Here is a 24,313-nt window from a genome sequence, read left to right as displayed (position 1 = left end):
TTTATGGCGTCTGTCGGCGGATTAGCTGCCGGCGACGGTCATCTTTTCGATCAACACCGAACCGGTGCGGATGTTGCTGCGCAGTTCCAGGTCATTACCCACCGCGACAATCTGCTTGAACATGTCACGCATGTTGCCCGCGATGGTCACTTCCTGCACGGCGAACTGGATTTCGCCGTTTTCCACCCAGAAACCCGCCGCACCACGGGAGTAATCACCCGTGACCATATTCAGGCCATGGCCCATCAACTCGGTGACCAGCAAGCCACGGCCCATGCGCCGCAACAGCGCCGCCTGGTCTTCATCGCCATGGGTGATGAACAGGTTGTGTACGCCACCGGAGTTGGCGGTGCTTGGCAGGCCGAGTTTGCGACCGGCGTAGGTGCCCAGCACATAGGACACCAGCTCACCGTTCTCGACGAACGGCTTGGCATAGGTGGCCAGGCCATCACCGTCAAACGACGAACTGCCCATGGCGCGCATCAGGTGCGGGCGCTCATCGATGGTCAGCCATTCCGGGAACAGCTTCTGGCCAATCGCGCCTTCCAGGAACGACGACTTGCGGTACAGGTTGCCGCCGGAAATCGCCCCAAGGAAACTGCCGAACAAACCACCGGCCAGTTCCGCCGAGAACAACACCGGCACTTCACAGGTCGGCACCGGGCGCGCGCCCAGGCGGCTGGCAGCACGCTGCGCGGCACGCTGGCCGATGAGTACCGGGTCCATCAGCAATTCGCCCTGGCGGTTCACGTCGTACCAGTAATCACGCTGCATCTGGCCGTTGGCTTCGGCGATCATCACGCAGCTCAGGCTGTGACGCGTCGAGGCATAACCGCCGATAAAACCGTGGCTGTTGCCGTATACGCGGCAACCCTGATGAGTACTCAAGGTGGTGCCATCGGCGTTCTTGATCCGGCTGTCGGCATCGAATGCCGCCGCTTCACAGGTCAGTGCCTGTTCAATAGCCTGTTCCGGGGTGATGTCCCAGGCATGGAACAGGTCAAAATCCTTCAAGTCCCGAGCCATCAGGGCTGCATCAGCCAGGCCGGAGCTTTCATCTTCGGAGGTGTGCTTGGCAATCGCCAGCGCTGCAGCAACGGTTTCGCGAATCGCTTCCGGGCCGCTGGCAGAAGTGCTGGCCGAGCCCTTGCGCTGGCCCACGTACAAGGTGATGCCAAACCCCTGGTCGCGGTTGAATTCGACGGTTTCCACTTCCCGCTGGCGCACCGATGTCGACAACCCCTGCTCCAGGGACACCGCCACTTCACAGGCACTGGCCCCCTGGCGCTTGGCCTCGGCAATGATCTGCTCGACTTGTTCCTGCAGTGCCGGTAACGCTTGCGGACCGACGCTTTGGGCTGCACTCATGGTTTTCTCCACTCAAATTCTGCTTTCGGTTAAGGCCTTCTAGCGACCGGGCCGGACAAGCGGCCCCCGACTGGTTATCATGGCGGCGTTTCTTTGCGGACTGCCACCATGGTTGATTCTTACGACGACTCCCTCGATGGGGAGAAAAGCAAATCTCAGGTCAAACGCGAGCTGCATGCTCTGGTTGACCTCGGCGAGCGCCTTACAACACTCAAGCCTGACTTGTGTGCAAAACTGCCATTGACCGACGCCCTGCGCCGGGCTCTGAACGATGCGCCCAAGCACACCGCGAATATCGCGCGTAAACGGCACCTCATGTTCATCGGCAAACTGATGCGCGACCAGGACACTGACGCCATTCTGACGTTGCTCGATCAACTCGATGCCTCCACTCGCCAGTACAACGAGCGCTTCCATAACCTGGAACGCTGGCGTGATCGCCTGATCGCTGGCGATGACGCGGTACTGGAGAAGTTCGTCATCGAGTACCCGGATGCCGATCGCCAACAATTGCGCTCCCTGATCCGTCAGGCCCAGCACGAACTGGCGCAAAGCAAGCCACCGGCCTCCAGCCGAAAAATCTTCAAATACATCCGTGAGCTGGACGATAGTCAACGCGGCCTGCGCTGACCCTCTTCCCCGGGTGGCGGCCTTCGCCACCCGAAGCTCCCGCTCTTACGACCCCGTGCCACCCACGGTGATCGCATCGATTTTCAAGGTTGGCTGGCCGACACCCACCGGCACCGACTGACCATCCTTGCCGCACGTCCCCACACCGCTGTCCAGCGACAGGTCGTTACCGACCATCGACACCTTGCTCATGGCTTCCGGGCCGTTGCCAATCAACGTTGCACCCTTGACCGGCGCGGTGATCTTGCCGTCTTCGATCAAATACGCCTCGCTGGTAGAGAACACGAACTTGCCGCTGGTGATATCCACCTGCCCACCACCGAGGTTGGCGCAGTAGATGCCGCGTTTCACCGAGGCGATGATTTCGGCCGGATCGCTTTCGCCGCCGAGCATGTAGGTGTTGGTCATGCGCGGCATCGGCAGGTGCGCGTAGGACTCGCGACGACCGTTACCGGTGCGGGCCACGCCCATCAGGCGCGCGTTGAGCTTGTCTTGCATGTAGCCCTTGAGCACACCGTTTTCGATCAGCGTGGTGCACTCGGTCGGGGTGCCTTCGTCATCGACGCTCAACGAACCGCGACGCCCGGCCAGGGTACCGTCATCGACGATGGTGCAGAGCCTGGACGCAACCATCTCGCCCATGCGCCCGCTGTAGGCGGAACTGCCCTTGCGGTTGAAATCACCTTCCAGGCCGTGGCCCACCGCTTCATGCAGCAGCACGCCGGACCAGCCAGAGCCCAATACCACCGGCAACGTACCCGCCGGGGCCGGAATTGCTTCCAGATTGACCAGGGCCTGGCGCAACGCTTCACGGGCATACCCCATGGCGCGGTCTTCGGTGAGGAAATAACGGTAGTCGGTACGCCCACCGCCGCCATGGCCACCGCGCTCGCGACGGCCATTCTGTTCAACGATCACGCTGACATTGAAGCGCACCAGCGGCCGCACATCCGCCGCCAGGCCGCCATCGGTGGAGGCCACGAGGATGCGTTCCCACACCCCGGCCATGCTTACGGTGACTTGCTGGATACGCGGATCCAGGGCGCGGGTCGCCGCGTCCACACGCTTGAGCAGCTCGACCTTTTCGGCGCGGCTGATCACTTCCAATGGGTTATCCGGGGCATACAGCTGGGCCACGTCCTGGGTGCTGAACGCCTGCACCGTGCCGTTTTGCCCGGCACGGGAGATCGAACGCGCTGCGCGAGCCGCCAGCCCCAGGGCTTCCAGGGTGATGGCGTTGCTGTAGGCAAAGCCGGTTTTTTCACCGGACTGCGCACGCACACCCACGCCTTGGTCGAGGTTGAAGCTGCCTTCCTTGACGATCCCGTCTTCCAGAGCCCAGGACTCGGAAATCTGCCCCTGGAAATACAGGTCGGCCGCGTCGATGCCTGGCCCGGCCAGATCGCCGAGGACCGTTTGCAAGCTTTCGATGGTCACGCCACCAGGCGCCAGGAGGTGTTCACTGACTGAGGACAACAACTCGCTCATAGGTTTGGCCTTAAATTCATCGTTCTGAAGCAGGTCGCTGTGCGCCCTGCGAGAAAAAGCGCCGGTGGCCCGCCACCGGCATGCGCGTCCGTATCGACGCCTGTTCGCTGCTATCGCGTTCGGCCAACAACACCGCCTCGCCTTGATCCTGTTGTGCCAGCACGCGCCCCCATGGGTCGATGATCGCTGCATGCCCGAAGGTTTCCCTGGGCCCCGGATGCACGCCACCCTGGGCGGCCGCCAGCAGGTAGCACTGGGTCTCGATGGCACGCGCACGGATCAGCACATCCCAGTGCGCGGCGCCGGTTACCGCTGTAAAGGCCGAGGGCGCGGTGATCAACTCGGCACCCGCAGCGCGCAATTCGCTGTATAGCTCCGGGAAGCGCAAGTCGTAACACACCGTCAGCCCCAGGCGGCCGACGGGCGTATCCGCGACGACCACCTGGCTACCATGAGCATAGTCATCGGATTCACGATAACGACCCCGGGCATCGGCCACATCGACATCGAACAGGTGCAGCTTGTCGTAGCGGGCAACGATTTCGCCCTGATCATCGATCAGCAGCGAGCAGGCATTGGACTTGGCGTTCGGTTGGTCCTTTGGGGGCAGCGGCAAAGTGCCGGCCACTATCCATAAGGTGAGGTCGCGGGCGGTCTGTTTCAACCATGGCAGGATCGGACCTTCGCCCAAGGCCTCGGCGCGACCGATATCGGCCACATCGCGACGGCCCATGGCGGCGAAGTTTTCCGGGAGTACCGCAAGCCTTGCACCGCCCGCCGCCGCTTGCTCCAGCAGGCGCCGAGCCTGAGCCAGGTTGGCCAGCACATCGCTTTGGCTGACCATTTGAATTACCGCAAAGGACATGGGCCCACACTCCAGAAAAGGCATGCGGCCATGCTACTCCACAGGTACTCAGTTTGGCTTTTCAAATGGCTTGTCGAAGGTGATTTTCGGGTCCTTCCACGGGCCTTCTACCTTGTACTGCACGCTGGCGAAACGCGAAACACGGTCGCCAATCAGCTTGTCGATCAGGAACAGCGCCCCGCCAATGGCCGGCGCGCCGACGATCAATGCAGCAATCGGCAGGTTGTTGGTGACCGGCAGCGTCACCAGCAACTTGGCATCGACGCGGTCTGCCACCAGGTCCAGGGTGCCGTTGATCTCCAGGTTACTCGACGGGCCGGTCATGGTGATCGGCTCACGGGTTACAAACACGCCGTTACTGGCGGCCAGCAAGCCCTTGACCCGGTCATAACTCAAGCCCTTGCCAAGCAGGTCCGAGAAGTCCAGGCGCAACCGGCGACCGATGGAGTTGAAGTTCAGCAAGCCAAACACCCGCAGGGCCTGCGCACCGCCGTCCACTTCAACAAACTGGCCTTTGCGGAAACTGGCGTCCAGGCTGCCGGAGAAACGCTTGGGACCTACCCAGGCCGGCGAACCCGGCCAGCGGCCGTCCACGTCCACGTGAAAATCTTCGCTGGTCACGCTCGGCGCAAATCCCCAGCCCTTGAGCACGTCGCCAATGTTCTTGCCATCGAGGCGGCCCTTGTACCAACTGCTGCTGGCACCGGGTGCACCTTCCCAACCGCCGGCGCCCTGGAGCACCATGCCCTTGAGCCCCAGGTTCAGGCTGTTGAACGCCATGCCCCTGGTGGTCGGGCGAACTTTCAGAGACCAGGCACCTACCAGGTCCGGGCCCTGGAACAACTGGGCAATCGAGATATCCAGCGCGGGAATATCCTTGGGATCAACATCAGCCAATGGGTCCGGCGCATTTTCATCCGCCTGCACGGTCGGATCCACCGCAGGCAGCTTCACGTATTGCAGGTTGACTGCAATCGGCGCGCCCTTGGCGTCCGGCAACCCCACGGTACCCTTGGCCTGCTGGCTGTCGAACTGCAAGCCCCAGGCAGCGGGTTTGCGGTCCAGCTGCAAGCTGACCTGGTCGAACTGGGTGCCGAAACCGGTCAACTTGCCGACCTTGAAATCGGCCCCGCTCAACAACTGCTTGGCACTGCCACCCGGGTCGTTGCCGGCGTAGCGGTCCACGAGCTTTTTCCAGGGGTCGATATCCAGCTCCGACAACACGCCGCGGATTCGCAAGCCCTTGCCGGCCGGCAACACCGCATCGCCATCTCCCAGGAACAGCTCACCCCGGCCGTCGGCGAAATTGTCCGCCGGGGCGGCGAAGGTGAAGCTGCCCAACTCGCCATAATCGAACCAGTAACGGCGCTCCTTACCCTGCAAGGTCATGCGGAACACACTGTCGCGGCCCTGGCTCGCCGGCATGCCGAACGGCGCCGGCAGGTCCACGGCCACGCCCTTGAGATTGGAGCTGACCATCAACTGGCTGTCGGCGCCATCGAGGTTGAGCTGCAATTGGTAGGGGATATCGCCGGACACCGGCAACGGCTGGCTGACCTTCAGCCAGTCAGTCAGCCGCTTGACGGTCACCTGCCCTTTCGCGGTGACGCGGGTGTTGAGGTCGCCTGGCTTGCCATCGGCGAAAATCTGCGCGGTGATCGGTCGGTCGAAGGCCTGGGCGCTGATGTTCTGGCCACTCAGGCCCTTGGCGCTGTCGAAGCGGAAATCACCCTTGAGCTGGCTCAGGTCCAGCGTAGGCTCGGCCAGTTGCAGGCGGGACTTGTCGGTCTTGAAATCCACCACGATCTTGGGATCGGCGCCCTTGGCCAGGGGAATATCCAGGTCCAGCTTGCCTTGCAGGTCGCCCTCGCCTTTCCAGCCGGCGAAGGTCGAGGCGGTGCCGATCGGCGCTTCCTGAAGGATTTTCAGGCCATCGCCCAGGCCACCGGCAAAGTTGCCGGTGAGCAGCAGGTGGCTGTCCTTGCCTTCGGGGGCGTGGGGAATGTTGACGTAGATATCATTGACCTTGGTGTCGAGCAACTGGCCCTTGCTGGCCAGGATGCGCACGCCGCTTTCCTCGACAAACACTTCACCCTTGACCTTGCTCACGTGCGGCCAGCCCGGCTGGAATGCCAGCTCGGCATCATGCACCTTGAAGAACAGGCTGATATTGCGCGAGGCAGGCAGTGCGTCGTGGTTCAGCGAGCCTTGGTACTGGAAGAAGCCCTCGTCCACTGCCCCCTTGAGAATCGCAGTGCGCAGCCACTCATCGAGCGCCGGGCTCAACACCGCCGGCAGGTATTTGGGGGTGAAGCGGCCATCGCCGTCGACCATACCGACCCGCAGGTCCATGTAGTCTTCCTGGCTATGGTCGAAATGCAGGCGAATCAGGAAGTCGGCGGCGACCTTGCCCTCCTCGCCCAGCACCTTGATATACGGCGCGATCAGGGTGAAGCCTTCCTTGTCGAGCTTCCACGTCAGGCGAGCGTTGGCCTGGATGTACTGCCAGGGCTTGGCGAAGATCGGAAACAGGTGCAAGGAGAAATCCTTGCTGTCCATGCGCAGCTCACCCTTGCCCAGGTCACCGCTGATGCTGCCGCTGACATTGCGGGCTGCCGGCGCGCCGAAGTAAGCGTCGAAACCAATACGGTCGAGGTTGGCCGCGAAGCTCACGCGCTGGTCGGTGGTGTCTTGAGGCCGATAATCCAGCAACACGTTCCGCAGCGTGCCGGTGGCCTTCAGATGATCCAGGGTGGTGGCCACGGCTTCCGGCAAGGGTGCCAAGGCGTGCAGCAATGGCGTGATCGGCGTCAGGTCGAGGCGATCGGCCTGCAGGTTCCAGACTTCCTGGGCCTTGTCGGTGGCCAGGGTTTGCTGCAGTTGCAGGCGCGATTCCCAGCGGGTGTCGCCGAGGTTCATTGCGAGCGAGTCAAACAGCACCTTGAGGCCGCTGTCACTGCGTTGCAGGTACGCAGTGAGGGCCAGGTTCTCAATATGAGTCGGCTTGCGATCGGCATAGCTGCCCTTGAGCTGCGGGGCGTTGAGGCGCACGGCGGCGCTTTGCACGGTGCCCTTGGCCCAGGTCAGCCAGAATTCGCCGCCGGCCTTGAGTTCGGTAAGTTTCCATTGCTGGGTCAGTTTTGCCGGGATCCATTTTGCCCAGTCACTCTGGGGCAAGCTCAGGTAAGCCTCGGCTTCGCCGTCTTTCCACTGGCTGGCGCGGATTCGGGTGCGCAGGTTCAACGCCAGGGGCTGGCCGTCGGGCAGGGTCAGGCGCGCGTCCAGGCGCTGGCGGTTGGCGCCGGTCTGCAGGCTCACGCCGACATAGGTCAAGGTCAGCGGAGCCTGGTCGAACGGCTGCAGCGTCACCTGGCTGTCGAGCAATGAAACCTGCCCGACCATTTGCATGCGCGTCAGCAGTTGTTCGGGATCCAGCGGCTGGTCATCCTGCACCGGCAGGCCTTGCAGCGCCCAGTGGCCGTCCTGGTCTTCCTTCACGCTGACTTGCAGGCCGCTGACTTCCAGGTGGGCAATGCGCACTTCACGCGCCAGCAGGCTGGCCCAGATATCCGGCACCACTTGCACCTGGTCCAGGCGCAGGGCGCTGCTGCCCTCGCCGACCATCACGTCGTGAGCCAACAATACCGGCGCGAAGCCACTCCAGCGCCCTTCCAGGCTGCCGATGTTCACGGGCATATCCAGCGCAGTACGCGCCTTGGCCTCGATTTCGCCACGGTATTCCGCCACCAACGGCGTCAATTCACGGCCCAGGCTCACGTACACCGCCGCCAATACCAGCAGCAAGGCGCACAGGCCGAGGCCCCAGCGGGTCAATGCGGCAAAAAAGCGTATCAGACGCTCCATGTCAGGCGACCCTCAAAGGCAATAGTCGGACGGCAGATCAAGGCCTGCCCGTCTCGTTGATAAGAACTAACGCGAATCAGAGCAGCACCACGTCATATTGTTCCTGGGAATACATGGTTTCGACCTGGAAGCGAATGGTGCGCCCGATAAAACCCTCCAGCTCGGCTACGTTGCCGGATTCTTCATCCAGCAAACGGTCGACCACCTTCTGGTTAGCCAGGACTCTATAGCCCTCGGCCTGGTAGGCGCGTGCCTCCCGTAAGATTTCCCGGAAAATCTCGTAGCAAACCGTTTCCGGGGTCTTCAACTTACCGCGCCCCTGGCAACTGCTGCACGGCTCGCACAGCACTTGTTCCAGGCTTTCGCGGGTGCGCTTGCGGGTCATCTGCACCAGGCCCAGCTCAGTGATGCCGATGATGTTGGTCTTGGCGTGATCGCGCTCCAGTTGCTTCTCCAGGGTACGCAGCACCTGGCGCTGGTGCTCTTCGTCTTCCATGTCGATGAAGTCGATGATGATGATCCCGCCCAGGTTGCGCAGGCGCAGCTGGCGGGCGATCGCGGTGGCCGCTTCGAGGTTGGTCTTGAAGATGGTTTCTTCGAGATTGCGATGGCCCACAAAGGCACCGGTATTCACGTCGATAGTGCTCATGGCCTCCGCCGGGTCCACCACCAGGTAACCGCCGGACTTGAGCGGCACTTTGCGCTCAAGGGCTTTCTGGATTTCGTCTTCGACGCCATACAGGTCGAAAATCGGCCGCTCGCCCGGGTAATGCTCCAGGCGATCGGCGATTTCCGGCATCAGCTCGGCAACAAATTGCGTAGTGCGCTGGAAGGTTTCCCGCGAGTCGATGCGAATTTTCTCGATCTTCGGGCTGACCAGGTCGCGCAAGGTGCGCAGGGCCAGGCCGAGGTCTTCGTAGATCACGCTGGGGGCGCCAATGGTCTTGATCTGCGCGCCGATCTGGTCCCAGAGGCGGCGCAGGTAGCGGATGTCCATGAGGATTTCATCGGCACCGGCACCTTCTGCGGCAGTACGCAGGATAAAGCCGCCGGCCTCCTTGATACCTTCCAGCGCCACGCAGTCACTGACCACCTTTTTCAGGCGCTCGCGCTCGGCTTCATCTTCGATTTTCAGGGAAATACCGACGTGGGCCGTGCGCGGCATGTACACCAGGTAGCGCGAAGGAATCGACAGTTGCGTGGTCAGGCGTGCGCCCTTTGAGCCAATCGGATCCTTGGTGACTTGCACCACCAGGCTCTGCCCTTCGTGCACCAGGGCGCTGATGCTTTCAACCGCCGGGCCTTCGCGCAGGGAGATTTCCGAAGCATGGATAAACGCAGCGCGGTCCAGGCCGATGTCGACGAACGCCGCTTGCATCCCCGGTAACACACGCACGACCTTGCCTTTATAAATATTGCCGACGATCCCGCGCTTTTGGGTGCGCTCGACGTGCACTTCTTGCAGAACACCGTTCTCTACCACCGCCACGCGTGATTCCATCGGCGTGATATTGATCAGAATCTCTTCACTCATGGCTGGGTCTCGTTCAGGCGTTTTCACAATAGTGACCGATCGCTTAAGGCTTGGCGCTGGAATACGGCGTTTAGCGCACGGTAAGGTTTTGCCAACAGGGTATGCCGAATTGGCCCAGCAGTTCTGCGGTTTCGCAGACCGGCAGGCCAACGACGGCAGAGTAGCTGCCATTGAGTCCGGCGACGAACACCGCCGCCAAGCCTTGGATAGCATAGCCGCCCGCTTTGTCCTGGGGCTCGCCGCTGTGCCAATAAGTCGTGGCTTCGTCCGCTGAAATCCTGCGAAAGCGCACACGACTGCTGACCAGCTGCGTTTCGCAACGCTGGCCGTCAATCAGGGCAATGGCCGTCAAAACTTCGTGTTCACGCTCGGAAAGGGCCAGCAACATGGCCAGGGCATCGGCTTGATCCACGGGTTTACCGAGGATCCGGCCGTCGAGGATCACGGCTGTGTCCGCGCCCAGCACACAGGCGCCGGTGGCATCGGCCAAGGTCGCTCGACCGGCCGCAGCCTTGCCGCGCGCCAGGCGTTCTACGTAGGACGCGGGCGATTCATTTGTAAGGGGAGTTTCATCAATGGCGGCGCTGACGACGGTGAACGGCACGCCGATCTGTGTCAGCAGCTCACGCCGCCTCGGGGAACCCGAGGCCAGATAAAGCGAATTCATGCAGACTCTCCCTGTAGGGTTCGATAACCAGGCAGAGCCTCGCGATCCATTCAATTGATTTTATAGCGACGACGCAATCCACGCAGGCCAAAACTGACCCAGGGCCACAACAGCGCGCTGACCAGCGCGGGCAACACCAGCGCCAGGGTCGGTTGGCGGTTGCCGGTCAAGGCGCTGAGCCACAGCTGTACCAACTGCGCCAGGCCGAAGATCACCAGGATCACCAGGCACTGTTGCCACATCGGGAACATCCGCAGGCGCTGCTGCAATGACAGCACCAGGAAGGTAATCAGGGTCAGGATCAACGCGTTCTGCCCGAGCAGGGTGCCGTAGAGCACATCCTCCATCAGCCCCAGGCACATGGCCGTGACCATCCCGACCTTGTGCGGCAGCGCCAGGGCCCAGAACGCCAGCAGCAAGGCGAGCCACAGCGGGCGCAGGATCTCCATGAATTGCGGCAGCGGCGAAACGCTGAGCAGCAAGCCGATGGCAAAGGTCAGCCAGACGATCCAGCCGTTACGCGAATGAGTACCGGCCATTATTCTTCCCTCTGCCGAGTGGTTGCCGGGGCCGCGGCCGGTGGTTTGGCGGCGGCGGGCGGTTTGGCAGCGGCAGGTGTTGCAGCCGCAGGCTTGGCCGGACGCGCGCTATGGGCCACAGGCTTGACCGGTGTCGCAACCGGCGCGGCTGGTGTTGCCGGAGCGGCTGCCGGGGCAGCAGGTGCCGCCGGTTTTGGCACGGTGGCCGGAATGATCGGCGCGGTGCCGTTTTGCTTGTCTTCCGCTTCCTGGGCCTGGGCGGCTTCGTTGGCACGCTCTTCCGGGGTGCGGTTGTCACTGAACACCAGCAACAGGTAACGGCTGCGGTTCAATGCGGCGGTCGGCACGGCACGCACAATGGCGAACGGCTGGCCGGAATCGTGGATCACTTCCTTGACCGTCGCGACCGGGTAGCCTGCCGGGAACCGCTGACCCAGGCCGGAGCTGACCAGCAGGTCGCCTTCCTTGATGTCGGCGGTGTCTGCGACGTGACGCAACTCCAGGCGTTCCGGGTTACCGGTACCGCTGGCAATCGCCCGCAGGCCGTTGCGGTTGACTTGCACCGGGATGCTGTGGGTGGTGTCGGTCAGCAACAGCACGCGAGAGGTATAAGGCATCAACTCCACCACCTGGCCCATCAAGCCACGGGCATCGAGCACCGGCTGGCCGAGGACTACGCCGTCGCGCTCACCCTTGTTGATGATGATGCGATGGGTGAAGGGGTTAGGATCCATACCGATCAACTCGGCCACTTCGACCTTCTCATTGACCAGCGCAGAGGAATTGAGCAACTCGCGCAGCCGAACGTTCTGCTCGGTGAGGGCCGCGAGCTTTTGCATGCGCCCCTGCAGCAGCAGGTTTTCGGTCTTGAGTTTTTCGTTCTCCGCCACCAGTTCGGTGCGGCTGCCAAATTGACTGGCGACACCCTGATAGAGACGCTGCGGCAGGTCAGTGATCCAGTACGTCTGCATCAGGACCAGCGACATCTGGCTACGCACTGGCTTGAGCAGTGTGAAGCGGGCATCGACCACCATCAGCGCAACCGATAGCACGACCAGCACCAACAGGCGCACGCCCAATGAGGGGCCTTTGGAAAAAAGCGGTTTAATAAGCCGCTCCTCCCAGGCAAATGTTTTCTTTATTCATACGGCATCAAACCGGCCTGGATGCAGATTGAAGAAGATAAACGCCAACAGGCAGCACTGCAAAGTGCTGCCTGTGAGCGAAACATGGGCAAACCAGCAAATTCTTATTCGCTGGAGAGCAGGTCCATGGTGTGTTTATCCATCATTTCCAGTGCACGGCCACCGCCACGGGCGACGCAGGTCAACGGGTCTTCAGCGACGATCACTGGCAAACCGGTTTCCTGGGCCAGCAACTTGTCGAGATCGCGCAGCAAGGCGCCACCACCGGTCAGTACCAGGCCACGCTCGGCGATATCGGAAGCCAGTTCCGGAGGCGATTGCTCCAGGGCGCTCTTCACCGCCTGAACGATGGTGGCCAGGGACTCTTGCAGAGCTTCCAGCACTTCATTGGAGTTCAGGGTGAAGGCACGTGGAACGCCTTCGGCCAGGTTGCGACCGCGAACATCGACTTCGCGAACTTCGCCGCCCGGGTAAGCGGTACCGATTTCCTGCTTGATGCGCTCGGCGGTGGATTCGCCGATCAGACTGCCGTAGTTGCGACGCACGTAGGTGATGATCGCTTCGTCGAAGCGGTCGCCGCCAACCCGTACGGATTCGGCATACACCACACCATTGAGGGAGATCAGGGCGATCTCAGTGGTACCACCACCGATATCCACCACCATCGAACCGCGCGCTTCTTCAACCGGCAGGCCGGCACCGATCGCAGCGGCCATTGGCTCTTCAATCAGGAACACTTCACGGGCACCGGCGCCAAGGGCCGACTCACGGATGGCACGACGTTCCACCTGGGTGGACTTGCACGGAACGCAGATCAGCACACGAGGGCTGGGCTGCAGGAAACTGTTTTCGTGAACCTTGTTGATGAAGTACTGCAGCATCTTTTCGCAGACACTGAAGTCAGCAATCACGCCATCCTTCATCGGACGAATGGCAGCAATGTTGCCCGGTGTTCGGCCCAACATGCGCTTGGCCTCGGTGCCAACGGCAACGACACTTTTCTGATTACCATGGGTCCGAATGGCCACAACCGATGGCTCATTCAGGACGATACCGCGCTCGCGCACGTAAATAAGGGTGTTGGCAGTGCCCAGGTCGATGGAAAGATCGCTGGAAAACATGCCACGCAGTTTCTTGAACATGGGAAAGGGACCCTAGGCAACGCGTGGGTAAAAAAGTGCGGCAAACTCTAACAACGACAGGGATTTTGGGCAAGGCGCCAATGTGCTAAATTGGCCGACTTTCTGTGCACCAACCCCCACAATCGCGGCCATATGACCGTAGAAATGCGGTAGTGTTCCTACAATCTAACACACGGATAGCTTCCGTTCTGTTTTCCACTGGAGAATCCCATGGCGCTTGAACGCTCCGACGTGGAAAAAATCGCTCATTTGGCCTGCCTGGGCCTCAATGAAGCCGATCTTCCACAGACCACCGCAGCCCTGAACAGCATTCTCGGGCTGGTCGACCAAATGCAAGCCGTGAATACCGACGGCATCGAGCCCCTGGCTCACCCGCTGGAAGCCAGCCAGCGCCTGCGCGCCGACGTCGTGACCGAGCGCAATAATCGCGAGGCTTACCAGTCCATCGCGCCAGCGGTCGAAAACGGCCTGTACCTGGTTCCGAAAGTCATCGACTAAAGGGAAAGAGCCTGCAATGCATCAATTGACTCTGGCCGAGATCGCCCGCGGTCTCGCCGACAAAAAGTTTTCTTCCGAAGAGCTGACCACGACCCTGCTGGCGCGTATCGCCGAGCTGGACCCTAAGGTCAACAGCTTCATCAGCATCACCGAAGAGCTGGCCCTGAGCCAGGCCAAGGCCGCCGACACACGTCGCGCCAACGGTGAGAACGGCGCCCTGTTGGGTGCGCCGATTGCCCACAAGGACCTGTTCTGCACCCAGGGCATTCGCACCAGTTGCGGCTCGAAGATGCTCGACAATTTCAAGGCGCCCTACGACGCCACTGTGGTCGCCAAGCTGGCCGCTGCCGGGGCCGTGACCCTGGGCAAGACCAACATGGACGAATTCGCCATGGGCTCGGCCAACGAGTCGAGCCACTACGGCGCGGTGAAAAACCCGTGGAACCTCGAGCACGTGCCCGGCGGTTCGTCCGGTGGTTCGGCGGCCGCGGTTGCCGCTCGTCTGTTACCTGCCGCCACGGCCACCGACACTGGCGGCTCGATCCGCCAACCGGCCGCTTTCACCAACCTCACCGGTCTGAAACCGACCTACGGTCGCGTTTCCCGCTGGGGCATGATTGCCTACGCCTCCAGTCTCGACCAGGGCGGCCCCCTGGCACGCACCGCTGAAGACTGCGCAATTTTGTTACAAGGCATGGCAGGCTTCGATCCGCAGGACTCCACCAGCATTGATGAACCCGTGCCGGACTACAGCACCAGCCTGAATACCTCGATCAAAGGCCTGCGCATCGGCGTGCCGAAAGAGTATTTCAGCGCCGGCCTCGACCCGCGCATCGCCGAACTGGTGCACAACAGCGTCAAGGAGCTGGAAAAGCTCGGCGCCGTGATCAAGGAAATCAGCCTGCCGAACAGCCAGCACGCGATTCCGGCCTACTACGTGATCGCCCCGGCAGAAGCGTCCTCCAACCTGTCGCGGTTCGACGGCGTGCGCTTCGGCTACCGCTGCGAAAACCCGAAAGACCTCACCGACCTGTACAAGCGCTCCCGTGGCGAAGGTTTCGGCGCGGAAGTACAACGCCGGATCATGGTCGGTGCCTACGCCCTGTCGGCCGGCTACTACGACGCGTACTACCTCAAGGCGCAAAAGATCCGTCGCCTGATCAAGAACGACTTCATGGCTGCCTTTAATGAAGTCGACGTGATCCTCGGCCCAACCACGCCGAACCCGGCCTGGAAGATCGGCGCCAAGACCGGCGACCCGATCGCCGAGTACCTGGAAGACCTGTACACCATCACCGCCAACCTCGCCGGTCTGCCGGGCTTGTCCATGCCTGCAGGTTTCGTCGATGGCTTGCCGGTGGGCGTGCAACTGCTCGCCCCGTATTTCCAGGAAGGCCGCCTGCTCAATGTGGCGCACCAGTACCAGTTGAACACTGACTGGCACACTCGCACCCCTACCGGCTTCTGAGGAGAACACTATGCAATGGGAAGTCGTGATCGGGCTGGAGATTCATACCCAGCTCGCCACCCAATCGAAGATTTTCTCCGGTAGCGCCACCACGTTCGGCGCAGAACCCAACACCCAGGCCAGCCTGGTAGACCTGGGCATGCCCGGCGTGCTGCCGGTGCTGAACCAGGAAGCGGTGCGCATGGCGGTGATGTTCGGCCTCGCCATCGATGCCGAGATCGGCCAGCACAACGTGTTCGCCCGCAAGAACTACTTCTACCCGGACCTGCCCAAGGGCTACCAGATCAGCCAGATGGAATTGCCGATCGTCGGCAAGGGCTACCTGGACATCCCGCTGGAAGACGGCACCATCAAACGTGTCGGCGTGACCCGTGCGCACCTAGAAGAAGATGCCGGCAAGAGCCTGCATGAAGAATTCAACGGCGCCACCGGCATCGACCTGAACCGCGCCGGCACCCCGCTGCTGGAGATCGTTTCCGAGCCGGACATGCGCAGCGCCAAGGAAGCCGTGGCCTACGTCAAGACGATCCACGCGCTGGTGCGTTACCTCGGGATATGCGACGGCAACATGGCCGAAGGCTCCCTGCGTTGCGACTGCAACGTGTCGGTGCGGCCAAAGGGCCAGGCCGAATACGGCACCCGCTGCGAGATCAAGAACGTCAACTCGTTCCGTTTCATCGAGAAGGCGATCAACACCGAAGTACGTCGCCAGATCGAGCTGATCGAAGACGGCGGCAAGGTGATCCAGCAGACCCGCCTGTACGACCCGAACAAAGACGAAACCCGCGCCATGCGCAGCAAGGAGGAAGCCAACGACTACCGTTACTTCCCCGATCCGGACCTGTTGCCGGTGGTCATCGAGGACTCGTTCCTGGCTGACGTGCGCGCCACCCTGCCGGAACTGCCGCCGCAGAAACGCGAGCGTTTCCAGGCGCAGTTCGGTCTTTCGGTGTATGACGCAAGCGTGCTGGCGTCGAGCCGCGAGCAAGCCAACTACTTCGAAAAAGTCGTGAGCATTGCAGGCGACGCCAAACTGGCGGCCAACTGGGTGATGGTTGAGCTGGGCAGCCTGTTGAACAAACAGGGCCTGGAAATCGACGAAGCACCGGTGTCGGCAGAACAGTTGGGCGGCATGTTGCTGCGGATCAAGGACAACACCATCTCCGGCAAAATCGCCAAGACCGTGTTTGAAGCCATGGCCGCCGGCGAAGGCAACGCTGACGAGATCATCGAAAAGCGCGGCCTGAAGCAAGTCACCGACAGCGGCGCGATTTCGGCGGTGCTCGACGAGATGCTGGCAGCCAATGCCGAGCAGGTTGAACAATACCGTGCGGCGGATGAAGCCAAGCGGGGCAAGATGTTCGGCTTCTTTGTCGGCCAGGCGATGAAAGCCTCCAAAGGCAAGGCCAACCCGCAACAGGTCAACGAACTGCTGAAAAGCAAACTCGAAGGCTAAACGCGGTGAAATGGTCGGAGCAGGACCTCACGTCCAACTCTGCCCCCTTGTGGGAGCGGGCTTGTGTGGGAGCGGGCTTGCTCGCGAAAGCGGTGGATCAGTCAGCCTATTCGTTGCCTGACACACTGTATTCGCGAGCAAGCCCGCTCCCACCCAAGCCCGCTCCCACATCTGTAAGGGGGAAACCTTGAAAATGAAGCGTCTACTCGGCCTGTTGGCCCTGTTCTCTCTGCTCGCCGGCTGCGCCAGCGGCCTCATCGACCCCAACGGCTATGACGAAACCGGCTCCGCTTCCTACTACGGCGCCAAACACCACGGCAACCGCACTGCCAGCGGTGAACCGTTCAACCAGAATGCCCTGACCGCCGCCCATCGTCGCCTGCCCTTCGGCACGCAGGTGAAGGTCACCAATCTCGACAACAACAAAAGCGTCGTTGTCCGCATCAATGATCGCGGCCCGCATACCCGTGGGCGCCTGATCGACCTTTCACGCAAGGCCGCCGAACAGATCGGTATGATCGGCAGCGGCACCGCGCGCGTTCGCGTGCAAGCCCTCAGCAACTGACCGACGGAGCCCAGGCCATTTCCGCATTAACCGCCCTCTCGCCCTTTAGCCTGATCGAACTGATCAGCGGCCTGCTGCTGTTGATCTTCGGCGCAGAAGTATTAGTGCGCGCCGCCGTGCGCCTGGCGGCCAGCCTCAAGGTGCGCCCGCTGATCATCGGCCTGAGCATCGTCGCCTTCGGCAGCAGCGCGCCGCAGATGGCGATCAGCTTGCAAGCGACCCTGGCGGACAACACCGACATCGCCGTGGGCAGTGTGATCGGCAGCAGCATCTTCAACACCCTCGTGACCCTTGGCCTGGCAGCCCTGATCATTCCGCTGCGGGTCTCCCGGGAACTGGTACGCCTGGATATCCCGATGATGATCATCGCCAGCCTGCTGGTGTTTGTGCTAGCCGCCAATGAAGAACTCACGCCGATCGATGGCCTGTTACTGCTGGTGGCCCTGGTGGCCTACCTCGGCGTGCTGCTCTACCAGACCCGCCACTCCCGCCGCCCGCGCACCCGGGACACTGTGGTGCAGGCGCCGTGGCTGAGCAGCGTGCTGCTGATGCTCGGTGGACTGTTGATCCTCGTACTGGCCGGGCACCTGCTGCTGGGCGCGGCGGTGGACGTGGCCTCTGACCTGGGCCTGTCGGAACGCATCATCGGCCTGACGCTGATTGGCGTCGGCACTTCCCTGCCCTGCCTGGCCACCTCACTGATCGCCGCCCTGCGCGGCCAGCGGGAAATTGCCGTGGGCAACGTGATCGGCAGCAACCTGTTCAACCTGCTTGGGGTGCTGGGCTTTACCGCCCTGGTGGCGCCCTCGCCGTTGTCGGTGTCGCCCAATGCCCTGGATTTCGACCTGCCGGTAATGCTCGGCGTGGTCGCCCTGTGCCTGCCGGTGTTTTATTCGGGCTACCGCGTCACCCGGGCCGAAGGCCTGGTGTTCCTGGGCCTGTACCTGGTGTACGGGCTGCACGTGGTGTCGTTCACCTTCGGCATGCCGCTGGCCAACAAGCTTGAACAACTGATGCTGTATTACGTCCTGCCAGCGCTGGTGGCTTTCCTGTTGTTCACCTCGCTGCAAGCCTGGCGCCGCCAACACAAGAGGGAATCGCAATGACCGAACAGAAAAAGCCCGGCGTTGAAATGCGCCGCCAGGTGATGGGTGATGTGTTTGTCGATCGGGCGCTGGGCAATGCCACGGAGTTCAGCCAGCCGCTGCAGGATTTCGTCAACGAGCATGCCTGGGGCAGCGTGTGGAATCGCGAAGGGTTGCCGCTGAAAACCCGCAGCCTGATCACCCTCGCCGCGTTGACCGCCCTCAAGTGCCCGCAGGAACTCAAGGGCCACGTGCGCGGCGCGCTGAACAACGGTTGCACCGTGGAAGAGATTCGCGAGGCGCTGCTGCATTGTGCGGTGTATGCCGGTGTACCGGCGGCGATTGACGCCTTCCGCGCCGCTCAGGAAGTGATCGACAGCTACCAGCAAGACGCCTAGATCCAGCCGCCCGCCTGCAACACGAAAATCCCGATATTCGTGGTCACTGCCGCCATCAAGGTGGTGATCACGATAATCGCGGCCGCCAGCTCATGATTGCCCTCCGCCGCCCGCGCCATGACAAAACTGGCCGCCGCCGTGGGCGCGCCGAAGTACAGGAACAGAATCCCCAACTCCGGCCCGCGAAACCCCAGCAGCCACGCCCCCAGGGTCGCGATCACCGGCAGCCAGACCATCTTCATCAGGCTGGCGCTCAGGGCCATGTCGCCGCTTTTGCGCAGTGCCGCCAACGACAACGTGCCACCGATACAGATCAACGCCAATGGCAACGTCATGTCCGCCAGGTACTGCCCGGAGGACTCCAGCCAGCCAGGCAAGCCAATCTGGAAGTACGCGAAGGGCGCCGCCGCGATCACGCTGATGATCAACGGGTTGGCCAGCACGCTTTTGAAAATGCTCCACGGGTCGGACTTGATCACCGGGCTGTACACCGCCAGCACAATGGTCGACAGGGTGTTGTAGAACAGGATCACCAGCGCCGCGAGCACCGCGCCAAGGGAAATCCCGTAGTCGCCGTACATGCTGGCCGCCAGCGCCAGGCCGATCACCCCGTTGTTACCACGGAAAGCGCCTTGGGCGTAAATGCCACGGTCTACACGCGGGCACCGAAAGATCGCCCAGCCCCAGGCCAGGGCGAAGCTCACCAGCGTGGCGACGGCGAAGTAGATCAGCAGGCCGGGCTTGAGGGCTGAATGCAGGTCGGCATGGAGAATCCCGAGGAACAGCAACGCCGGCATAGTGACGTTGAACACCAGGGCCGAAGCGATGTGGATAAAGTTGTCGTTGATCCAGTTGATGCGCTTGAGCAGGACGCCCAGGAACAGCATGGCAAACACCGGCGCGGTGATGTTCAGGGTTTGTAGGAAGATTGCCAGCATGCCGGAGAGAACCTTGGGTGGGCGTCGGTAGGTGGCTAATGATAAGCCAGCATGGCCAGCTTCGTCTGGACTACCGCTTTCGCGAGCAAGCCCGCTCCCACATTTGACCGAGTTCTACCTTTGGAATGCAGTCAAATGTGGGAGCGGGCTTGCTCGCGAAGCAGGCGACTCGGTCTTAAGTAATCGGCGCGGGATTGAACAACGTAATGTCGTTATGCAGCTTGTGCTGCTCCGCCCACGTCTGTTTTTTGCCGCTGGCCACATCCAGATAGAAGTGGAACAACTCCCAACCCAACTCCTCGATCGTTGCCCGCCCAGTGGCGATCCGCCCGGCATCGATATCAATCAGGTCAGGCCAACGCTGCGCCAGCTCGGTGCGCGTCGAAACCTTCACCACCGGCGCCATCGCCAGCCCATAGGGCGTGCCACGCCCGGTGGTGAACACATGCAAATTCATCCCCGCCGCCAACTGCAACGTGCCGCACACAAAATCACTCGCCGGCGTGGCGCAAAAGATCAGGCCCTTGCGATTGAACCGCTCGCCCGGGCCAAGCACGCCATTGATCGCACTGCTGCCCGACTTGACGATGGAACCCAACGACTTCTCGACAATATTCGACAACCCACCCTTCTTGTTCCCCGGCGTAGTGTTGGCGCTGCGATCTGCCTCGCCCTTGGCCAGGTAGCGGTCGTACCAGTCCATTTCCCGCACCAGTTCCCGGGCCACGTCCTGGTTCTCGGCACGGGAAGTCAGCAGGTAGATCGCGTCGCGCACTTCGGTCACTTCGGAAAACATCACCGTCGCGCCCGCCCGCAGCAGCAAATCCGAGGCATAACCCAGCGCCGGGTTCGCGGTAATCCCCGAGAACGCATCACTGCCGCCACACTGCATACCGAGGATCAACTCCGACGCCGGTACGGTTTCCCGCCGGCGCAGGTCGAGTTTCTTCAGGCGGGTTTCGGCCAGTTCCATGATCTGTTCGATCATTTCGGTAAAGCCGTGGCTGGAGTCCTGCAACCGATACAGCCATGGCTCGCTCAGGTCTACCGAGCTGTCGTTTTCATGCATCACCTGCCCGGCCTGCAACTTCTCGCAACCCAGGCTGATCACCAGGGCTTCACCGCCCAGGTTCGGATTGCGCGCCAGGTTACGCACGGTGCGGATCGGGATGTAGGCGTCGGTGGCCGTGATCGCCACGCCGCAGCCGTAGCTGTGGGTCAGCGCCACCACGTCATCGACGTTCGGGTACTTGGGCAGCAACTCGTCCTTGATGCGCTTCACCGCATGGTCCAGCACGCCCGTGACGCACTGCACCGTGGTGGTAATTCCGAGGATATTGCGCGTGCCCACGGTGCCGTCGGCATTGCGATAACCCTCGAAGGTAAAACCCTCCAGCGGCGCCTGGGTCTCGGGCACTTCAGTGGACAGCGGCAAGCTGTCCAGCGGCGGCGCCGTGGGCATGCGCAGTTGATCTTCCTGCACCCAACTGCCGCGGGGAATCGGGCGCAGGGCATAACCGATGGTCTGGCCGTAGCGAATGATGCGGCCGCCTTCGGGGATGTCTTCCAGAGTCACTTTGTGGCTTTGGGGAATGAAATCCACCGTCACCAGGCCGTCGGGAAACTCGGTCCCCGCCGGTACGCCCTGGTCGTTGACCACAATCACCACGTTATCCAGTGCGTGCAAACGGATGGAGCGTGGCGAATCGGCATGTTCAATCAACTGCATGACGCGGGCCCCTTCAGGAATGCGCTTGGGAAAGTTTAGTCATCTCGGGGCCTTTGGCTGGCGGCTCCTTGAGCACTACACGCTTGATCGGGCCAACGATTACCAGGTAGCTGAACACCGCCAGCAATGCGTTGGCACCGACAAACACCAGCGCCCACTTGAAGGAGCCTGTGGTGCTGATGATGTAGCCGATCACGATCGGGGTGCTGATGGACGCCAGGTTGCCGAACATGTTGAACAAACCGCCACTCAAGCCAGCGATTTGTTTCGGCGAGGTGTCGGACACCACCGCCCAGCCCAGTGCGCCAACGCCTTTACCGAAGAAGGCCAGGGCCATGAAGCCCACCACCATCCATTCGATGTCGACGTAGTTGCACGCGACGATGCTACTGGAAATCAGCAAGCCACCAATGATCGGCGCCTTGCGGGCGAAGGTCAGCGAATGGCCCTTGCGCAGCAGGTAGTCGGAAATCACCCCGCCCAACACGCCGCCGATAAAGCCGCAGATCGCCGGCAAGGACGCGATGAAGCCAGCCTTGAGAATCGTCATGCCGCGTTCTTGAACCAGGTACACCGGGAACCACGTCAGGAAGAAATAGGTGATGCCATTGATGCAGTACTGGCCCAGGTACACGCCGAGCATCATGCGGTTGGTCAGCAACTGACGGATGTAATCCCACTTCGGGCCGTCGGTTTTCTTGCCTCTGCCCTTGTCCTGGTCCATGTCGACCATGGCCCCGTTGGCAGCGATGTGCTGGAACTCGGCCTCGTTGATCATCGGGTGCTGGCGCGGGCTGTGGATAACTTTCAGCCAGATCAGCGAGAATACGATACCGATGCCGCCCATCACCACGAACACGTGCTGCCAGCCGAAGGTGTAGACGATCCAACCCATCAGCGGTGCGAACAACACAGTCGCGAAGTACTGCGCCGAGTTGAAGATCGCCGAGGCGGTGCCGCGCTCAGCCGTAGGAAACCACGCCGCCACGATGCGCGCATTTCCGGGGAAGGATGGCGCTTCAGCCAGGCCCACCAGGAAGCGCAACATGAACAGCGCAACGATGGCCGTGGAAACACCGAACTCACCGACATAGCCTTGCAGCACGGTGAACAGTGACCAGGTGAAGATACTCAGGGCGTAGACTTTTTTCGAACCGAAGCGGTCCAGCAGCCAGCCGCCGGGAATTTGCCCGGCCACGTAGGCCCAACCGAATGCGGAGAAGATATAGCCAAGGGTGACCGCGTCGATGCCGAGGTCTTTTTGCAGGCTGGAGCCGGCAATGGCGATGGTGGCCCGGTCGGCGTAGTTGATCGTGGTCACCAGGAACAGCATGAGCAGGATCAAATAGCGGACATGGGTCGGCTTGGTCGCTTGCATGAAGATGTACTCCCACTAATTATTTTTTTTGCGGGTAATCAAATTGTAAGCCTGTGGCGGGCACGGACCCGCCACAGGGTGCAGCCGTTACGAACCGATGTAGCTGGTTTTCACCACGGTGTAGAACTCTTGCGCATAGCGACCCTGCTCACGCGAACCGTAGGATGAACTCTTACGGCCGCCGAATGGAACGTGGTAATCCACACCGGCAGTCGGCAGATTGACCATCACCATCCCGGCCTGGGAATGACGCTTGAAGTGGTTGGCGTATTTCAGCGAGGTGGTGGCGATACCGGCCGAGAGGCCGAACTCGGTGTCGTTGGCCATCGCCAGCGCCGCCTCGTAATCCGCCACGCGCACCACGTTGGCCACCGGGCCGAAGATCTCTTCACGGCTGATGCGCATCGCGGCTTCGCTGTCGGCAAACAGCGTCGGCGCGAGGAAGTAGCCTTCGGTGTCGCAGGTCACCAGCTCACCGCCGCTGACCAGCCGGGCGCCTTCGCTCTGGCCGATGTCGATGTACTTCAAGTCCTGGTCCAGCTGGGCCTGGGAAACCACCGGCCCGATGTCGGTGCCGGTTTTCAGGGCGTGGCCGACCTTGATCGACTTCATCCGCTCGGCCATGGCCGCGACGAACTGGTCGTGAATCCCGGCGGTGACGATAAAGCGGCTGGACGCGGTGCAACGCTGGCCGGTGGAGTAGAACGCGCTCTGCACCGACAGCTCGACGGCTTGCTTGAGGTCGGCGTCGTCGAGAATGATCTGCGGGTTCTTGCCGCCCATTTCCAACTGCACCTTGGCCTGGCGCGACACGCAGCTGACGGCGATCTGACGACCCACGCCCACCGAGCCGGTGAAGCTGATGCCGTCGACTTTCGGGCTGTTGACCATGGCATCGCCGACCACACGGCCGCTGCCCATCACCAGGTTGAACACACCGGCAGGGAAGCCGGCGCGGGAGATGATTTCGGCCAGGGCCCAGGCGCAGCCCGGTACCAGTTCAGCCGGTTTGAGCACCACGCAGTTGCCGTAGGCCAGGGCCGGGGCGATCTTCCAGGCCGGGATGGCAATCGGGAAGTTCCACGGCGTGATCAGGCCAACCACGCCCAACGCCTCACGGGTCACTTCAACGTTGACGCCGGGACGCACCGACGGCAGGTAGTCGCCGGACAGGCGCAGGCATTCACCGGCGAAGAATTTGAAGATGTTACCGGCGCGGGTCACTTCGCCGATGGCTTCCGGCAGGGTCTTGCCCTCTTCCCGGGCCAGCAGGGTGCCGAGTTCTTCACGACGGGCGAGGATTTCGGTGCCGACTTTATCCAGCGAATCATGACGCGCCTGGATCCCGGAAGTGGACCACGCCGGAAAAGCAGCGCGCGCAGCGTCGATGGCCGCGTGGACCTGGGCGAGGTCAGCCTTGGCGTATTCGCCAATGACATCAGACAACTCCGACGGATTGATGTTGGCCGAGTAGTCGGCGCCGGCAACCCACTGGCCACCGATGTAGTTTTCAAAACGCTTGGCTTGGGACACGAATTCTCTCCTGACGCAAAAAG

General features: G+C 61.8%; 20 protein-coding genes. 7 read left to right on the top strand and 13 right to left on the bottom strand.

Going from position 1 to position 24,313, the window contains the following annotated elements; genetic code table 11:
* Nucleotides 1-21 precede the first annotated feature (21 nt).
* The gene (gene pmbA / locus HX817_RS11245) at nucleotides 22-1,368 is read right to left on the bottom strand and encodes a metalloprotease PmbA (RefSeq protein WP_003216094.1); all 1,347 of its coding nucleotides are present in this window, start codon (nucleotides 1,366-1,368) and stop codon (nucleotides 22-24) included.
* Between the two features lie 108 nt (nucleotides 1,369-1,476).
* Here pmbA and yjgA point away from each other — a divergent pair, with 108 nt between their 5' ends.
* Nucleotides 1,477-1,998, top strand: coding sequence for a ribosome biogenesis factor YjgA (gene yjgA, locus HX817_RS11240; RefSeq protein ID WP_003216092.1), 522 nt, complete (start codon nucleotides 1,477-1,479; stop codon nucleotides 1,996-1,998).
* A 45-nt stretch (nucleotides 1,999-2,043) separates the two neighbouring features.
* Here yjgA and tldD read toward each other — a convergent pair whose 3' ends face one another.
* From tldD to mreB, 8 genes are all read right to left on the bottom strand, one after another.
* A complete protein-coding gene (gene tldD / locus HX817_RS11235) occupies nucleotides 2,044-3,486 on the bottom strand; it encodes a metalloprotease TldD (protein WP_003216090.1) in 1,443 nt (480 codons plus the stop codon).
* 16 nt (nucleotides 3,487-3,502) lie between these two features.
* Entirely contained in the window at nucleotides 3,503-4,351 is an 849-nt protein-coding gene (locus HX817_RS11230; protein WP_008437218.1) for a carbon-nitrogen hydrolase family protein, read from the bottom strand.
* 48 nt (nucleotides 4,352-4,399) lie between these two features.
* Nucleotides 4,400-8,215, bottom strand: coding sequence for a YhdP family protein (locus HX817_RS11225; protein WP_177040254.1), 3,816 nt, complete (start codon nucleotides 8,213-8,215; stop codon nucleotides 4,400-4,402).
* 76 nt (nucleotides 8,216-8,291) lie between these two features.
* Nucleotides 8,292-9,749, bottom strand: a complete 1,458-nt coding sequence (gene rng, locus HX817_RS11220; protein ID WP_003216085.1) for a ribonuclease G — start codon at nucleotides 9,747-9,749, stop codon at nucleotides 8,292-8,294.
* A gap of 70 nt (nucleotides 9,750-9,819) precedes the next feature.
* Nucleotides 9,820-10,416 carry a nucleoside triphosphate pyrophosphatase gene (locus tag HX817_RS11215; protein WP_003216083.1) on the bottom strand — a complete coding sequence of 199 codons (597 nt, stop codon included), beginning with the start codon at nucleotides 10,414-10,416 and terminating at the stop codon, nucleotides 9,820-9,822.
* 50 nt (nucleotides 10,417-10,466) lie between these two features.
* Nucleotides 10,467-10,955: a rod shape-determining protein MreD gene (mreD, locus tag HX817_RS11210; protein WP_003216081.1), complete on the bottom strand. Its 489-nt coding sequence runs from the start codon at nucleotides 10,953-10,955 to the stop codon at nucleotides 10,467-10,469.
* On the bottom strand, nucleotides 10,955-12,064 hold the full coding sequence (gene mreC / locus HX817_RS11205) for a rod shape-determining protein MreC (RefSeq protein WP_080673268.1): 1,110 nt from the start codon (nucleotides 12,062-12,064) through the stop codon (nucleotides 10,955-10,957). Before mreC ends, mreD begins: the two co-directional genes overlap by 1 nt.
* A gap of 140 nt (nucleotides 12,065-12,204) precedes the next feature.
* A complete protein-coding gene (mreB, locus tag HX817_RS11200; protein WP_002555108.1) occupies nucleotides 12,205-13,242 on the bottom strand; it encodes a rod shape-determining protein MreB in 1,038 nt (345 codons plus the stop codon).
* 210 nt (nucleotides 13,243-13,452) lie between these two features.
* On the opposite strand from mreB, the gene gatC reads away from it, so the two are divergent.
* From gatC to HX817_RS11170, 6 genes are all read left to right on the top strand, one after another.
* Entirely contained in the window at nucleotides 13,453-13,740 is a 288-nt protein-coding gene (gene gatC, locus HX817_RS11195) for an Asp-tRNA(Asn)/Glu-tRNA(Gln) amidotransferase subunit GatC (RefSeq protein WP_003216077.1), read from the top strand.
* A 16-nt stretch (nucleotides 13,741-13,756) separates the two neighbouring features.
* Nucleotides 13,757-15,208, top strand: a complete 1,452-nt coding sequence (gene gatA, locus HX817_RS11190; protein WP_177040253.1) for an Asp-tRNA(Asn)/Glu-tRNA(Gln) amidotransferase subunit GatA — start codon at nucleotides 13,757-13,759, stop codon at nucleotides 15,206-15,208.
* 10 nt (nucleotides 15,209-15,218) lie between these two features.
* Nucleotides 15,219-16,664: an Asp-tRNA(Asn)/Glu-tRNA(Gln) amidotransferase subunit GatB gene (gatB, locus tag HX817_RS11185; protein ID WP_003216073.1), complete on the top strand. Its 1,446-nt coding sequence runs from the start codon at nucleotides 15,219-15,221 to the stop codon at nucleotides 16,662-16,664.
* Nucleotides 16,665-16,857: 193 nt separating this feature from the next.
* Nucleotides 16,858-17,229, top strand: coding sequence for a septal ring lytic transglycosylase RlpA family protein (locus HX817_RS11180; RefSeq protein WP_003216071.1), 372 nt, complete (start codon nucleotides 16,858-16,860; stop codon nucleotides 17,227-17,229).
* A gap of 59 nt (nucleotides 17,230-17,288) precedes the next feature.
* Entirely contained in the window at nucleotides 17,289-18,335 is a 1,047-nt protein-coding gene (locus HX817_RS11175; RefSeq protein WP_256348719.1) for a calcium/sodium antiporter, read from the top strand.
* Nucleotides 18,332-18,712 (top strand): carboxymuconolactone decarboxylase family protein, encoded by a 381-nt coding sequence (locus HX817_RS11170; RefSeq protein ID WP_177040252.1) that lies wholly within the window; start codon nucleotides 18,332-18,334, stop codon nucleotides 18,710-18,712. Before HX817_RS11175 ends, HX817_RS11170 begins: the two co-directional genes overlap by 4 nt.
* Here HX817_RS11170 and HX817_RS11165 read toward each other — a convergent pair.
* The 4 genes from HX817_RS11165 to HX817_RS11150 form a co-directional block, all read right to left on the bottom strand.
* Entirely contained in the window at nucleotides 18,709-19,650 is a 942-nt protein-coding gene (locus tag HX817_RS11165; RefSeq protein ID WP_177040251.1) for an AEC family transporter, read from the bottom strand. The genes HX817_RS11170 and HX817_RS11165 overlap by 4 nt on opposite strands.
* Nucleotides 19,651-19,825: 175 nt before the next feature.
* The gene (gene garD / locus HX817_RS11160; RefSeq protein WP_177020453.1) at nucleotides 19,826-21,379 is read right to left on the bottom strand and encodes a galactarate dehydratase; all 1,554 of its coding nucleotides are present in this window, start codon (nucleotides 21,377-21,379) and stop codon (nucleotides 19,826-19,828) included.
* A 13-nt stretch (nucleotides 21,380-21,392) separates the two neighbouring features.
* The gene (locus HX817_RS11155; protein WP_008437249.1) at nucleotides 21,393-22,757 is read right to left on the bottom strand and encodes an MFS transporter; all 1,365 of its coding nucleotides are present in this window, start codon (nucleotides 22,755-22,757) and stop codon (nucleotides 21,393-21,395) included.
* Nucleotides 22,758-22,844: 87 nt separating this feature from the next.
* Nucleotides 22,845-24,290, bottom strand: a complete 1,446-nt coding sequence (locus HX817_RS11150) for an aldehyde dehydrogenase family protein (protein ID WP_177040250.1) — start codon at nucleotides 24,288-24,290, stop codon at nucleotides 22,845-22,847.
* Between the last annotated feature and the right edge of the window lie 23 nt (nucleotides 24,291-24,313).

The sequence above is a fragment of the Pseudomonas sp. C6002 genome (genome assembly GCF_013385805.1).
Taxonomy (GTDB): domain Bacteria; phylum Pseudomonadota; class Gammaproteobacteria; order Pseudomonadales; family Pseudomonadaceae; genus Aquipseudomonas.
Note: the sequence above shows the minus strand (reverse complement) of the source record. Positions and strands in the feature narration are given on the sequence as shown.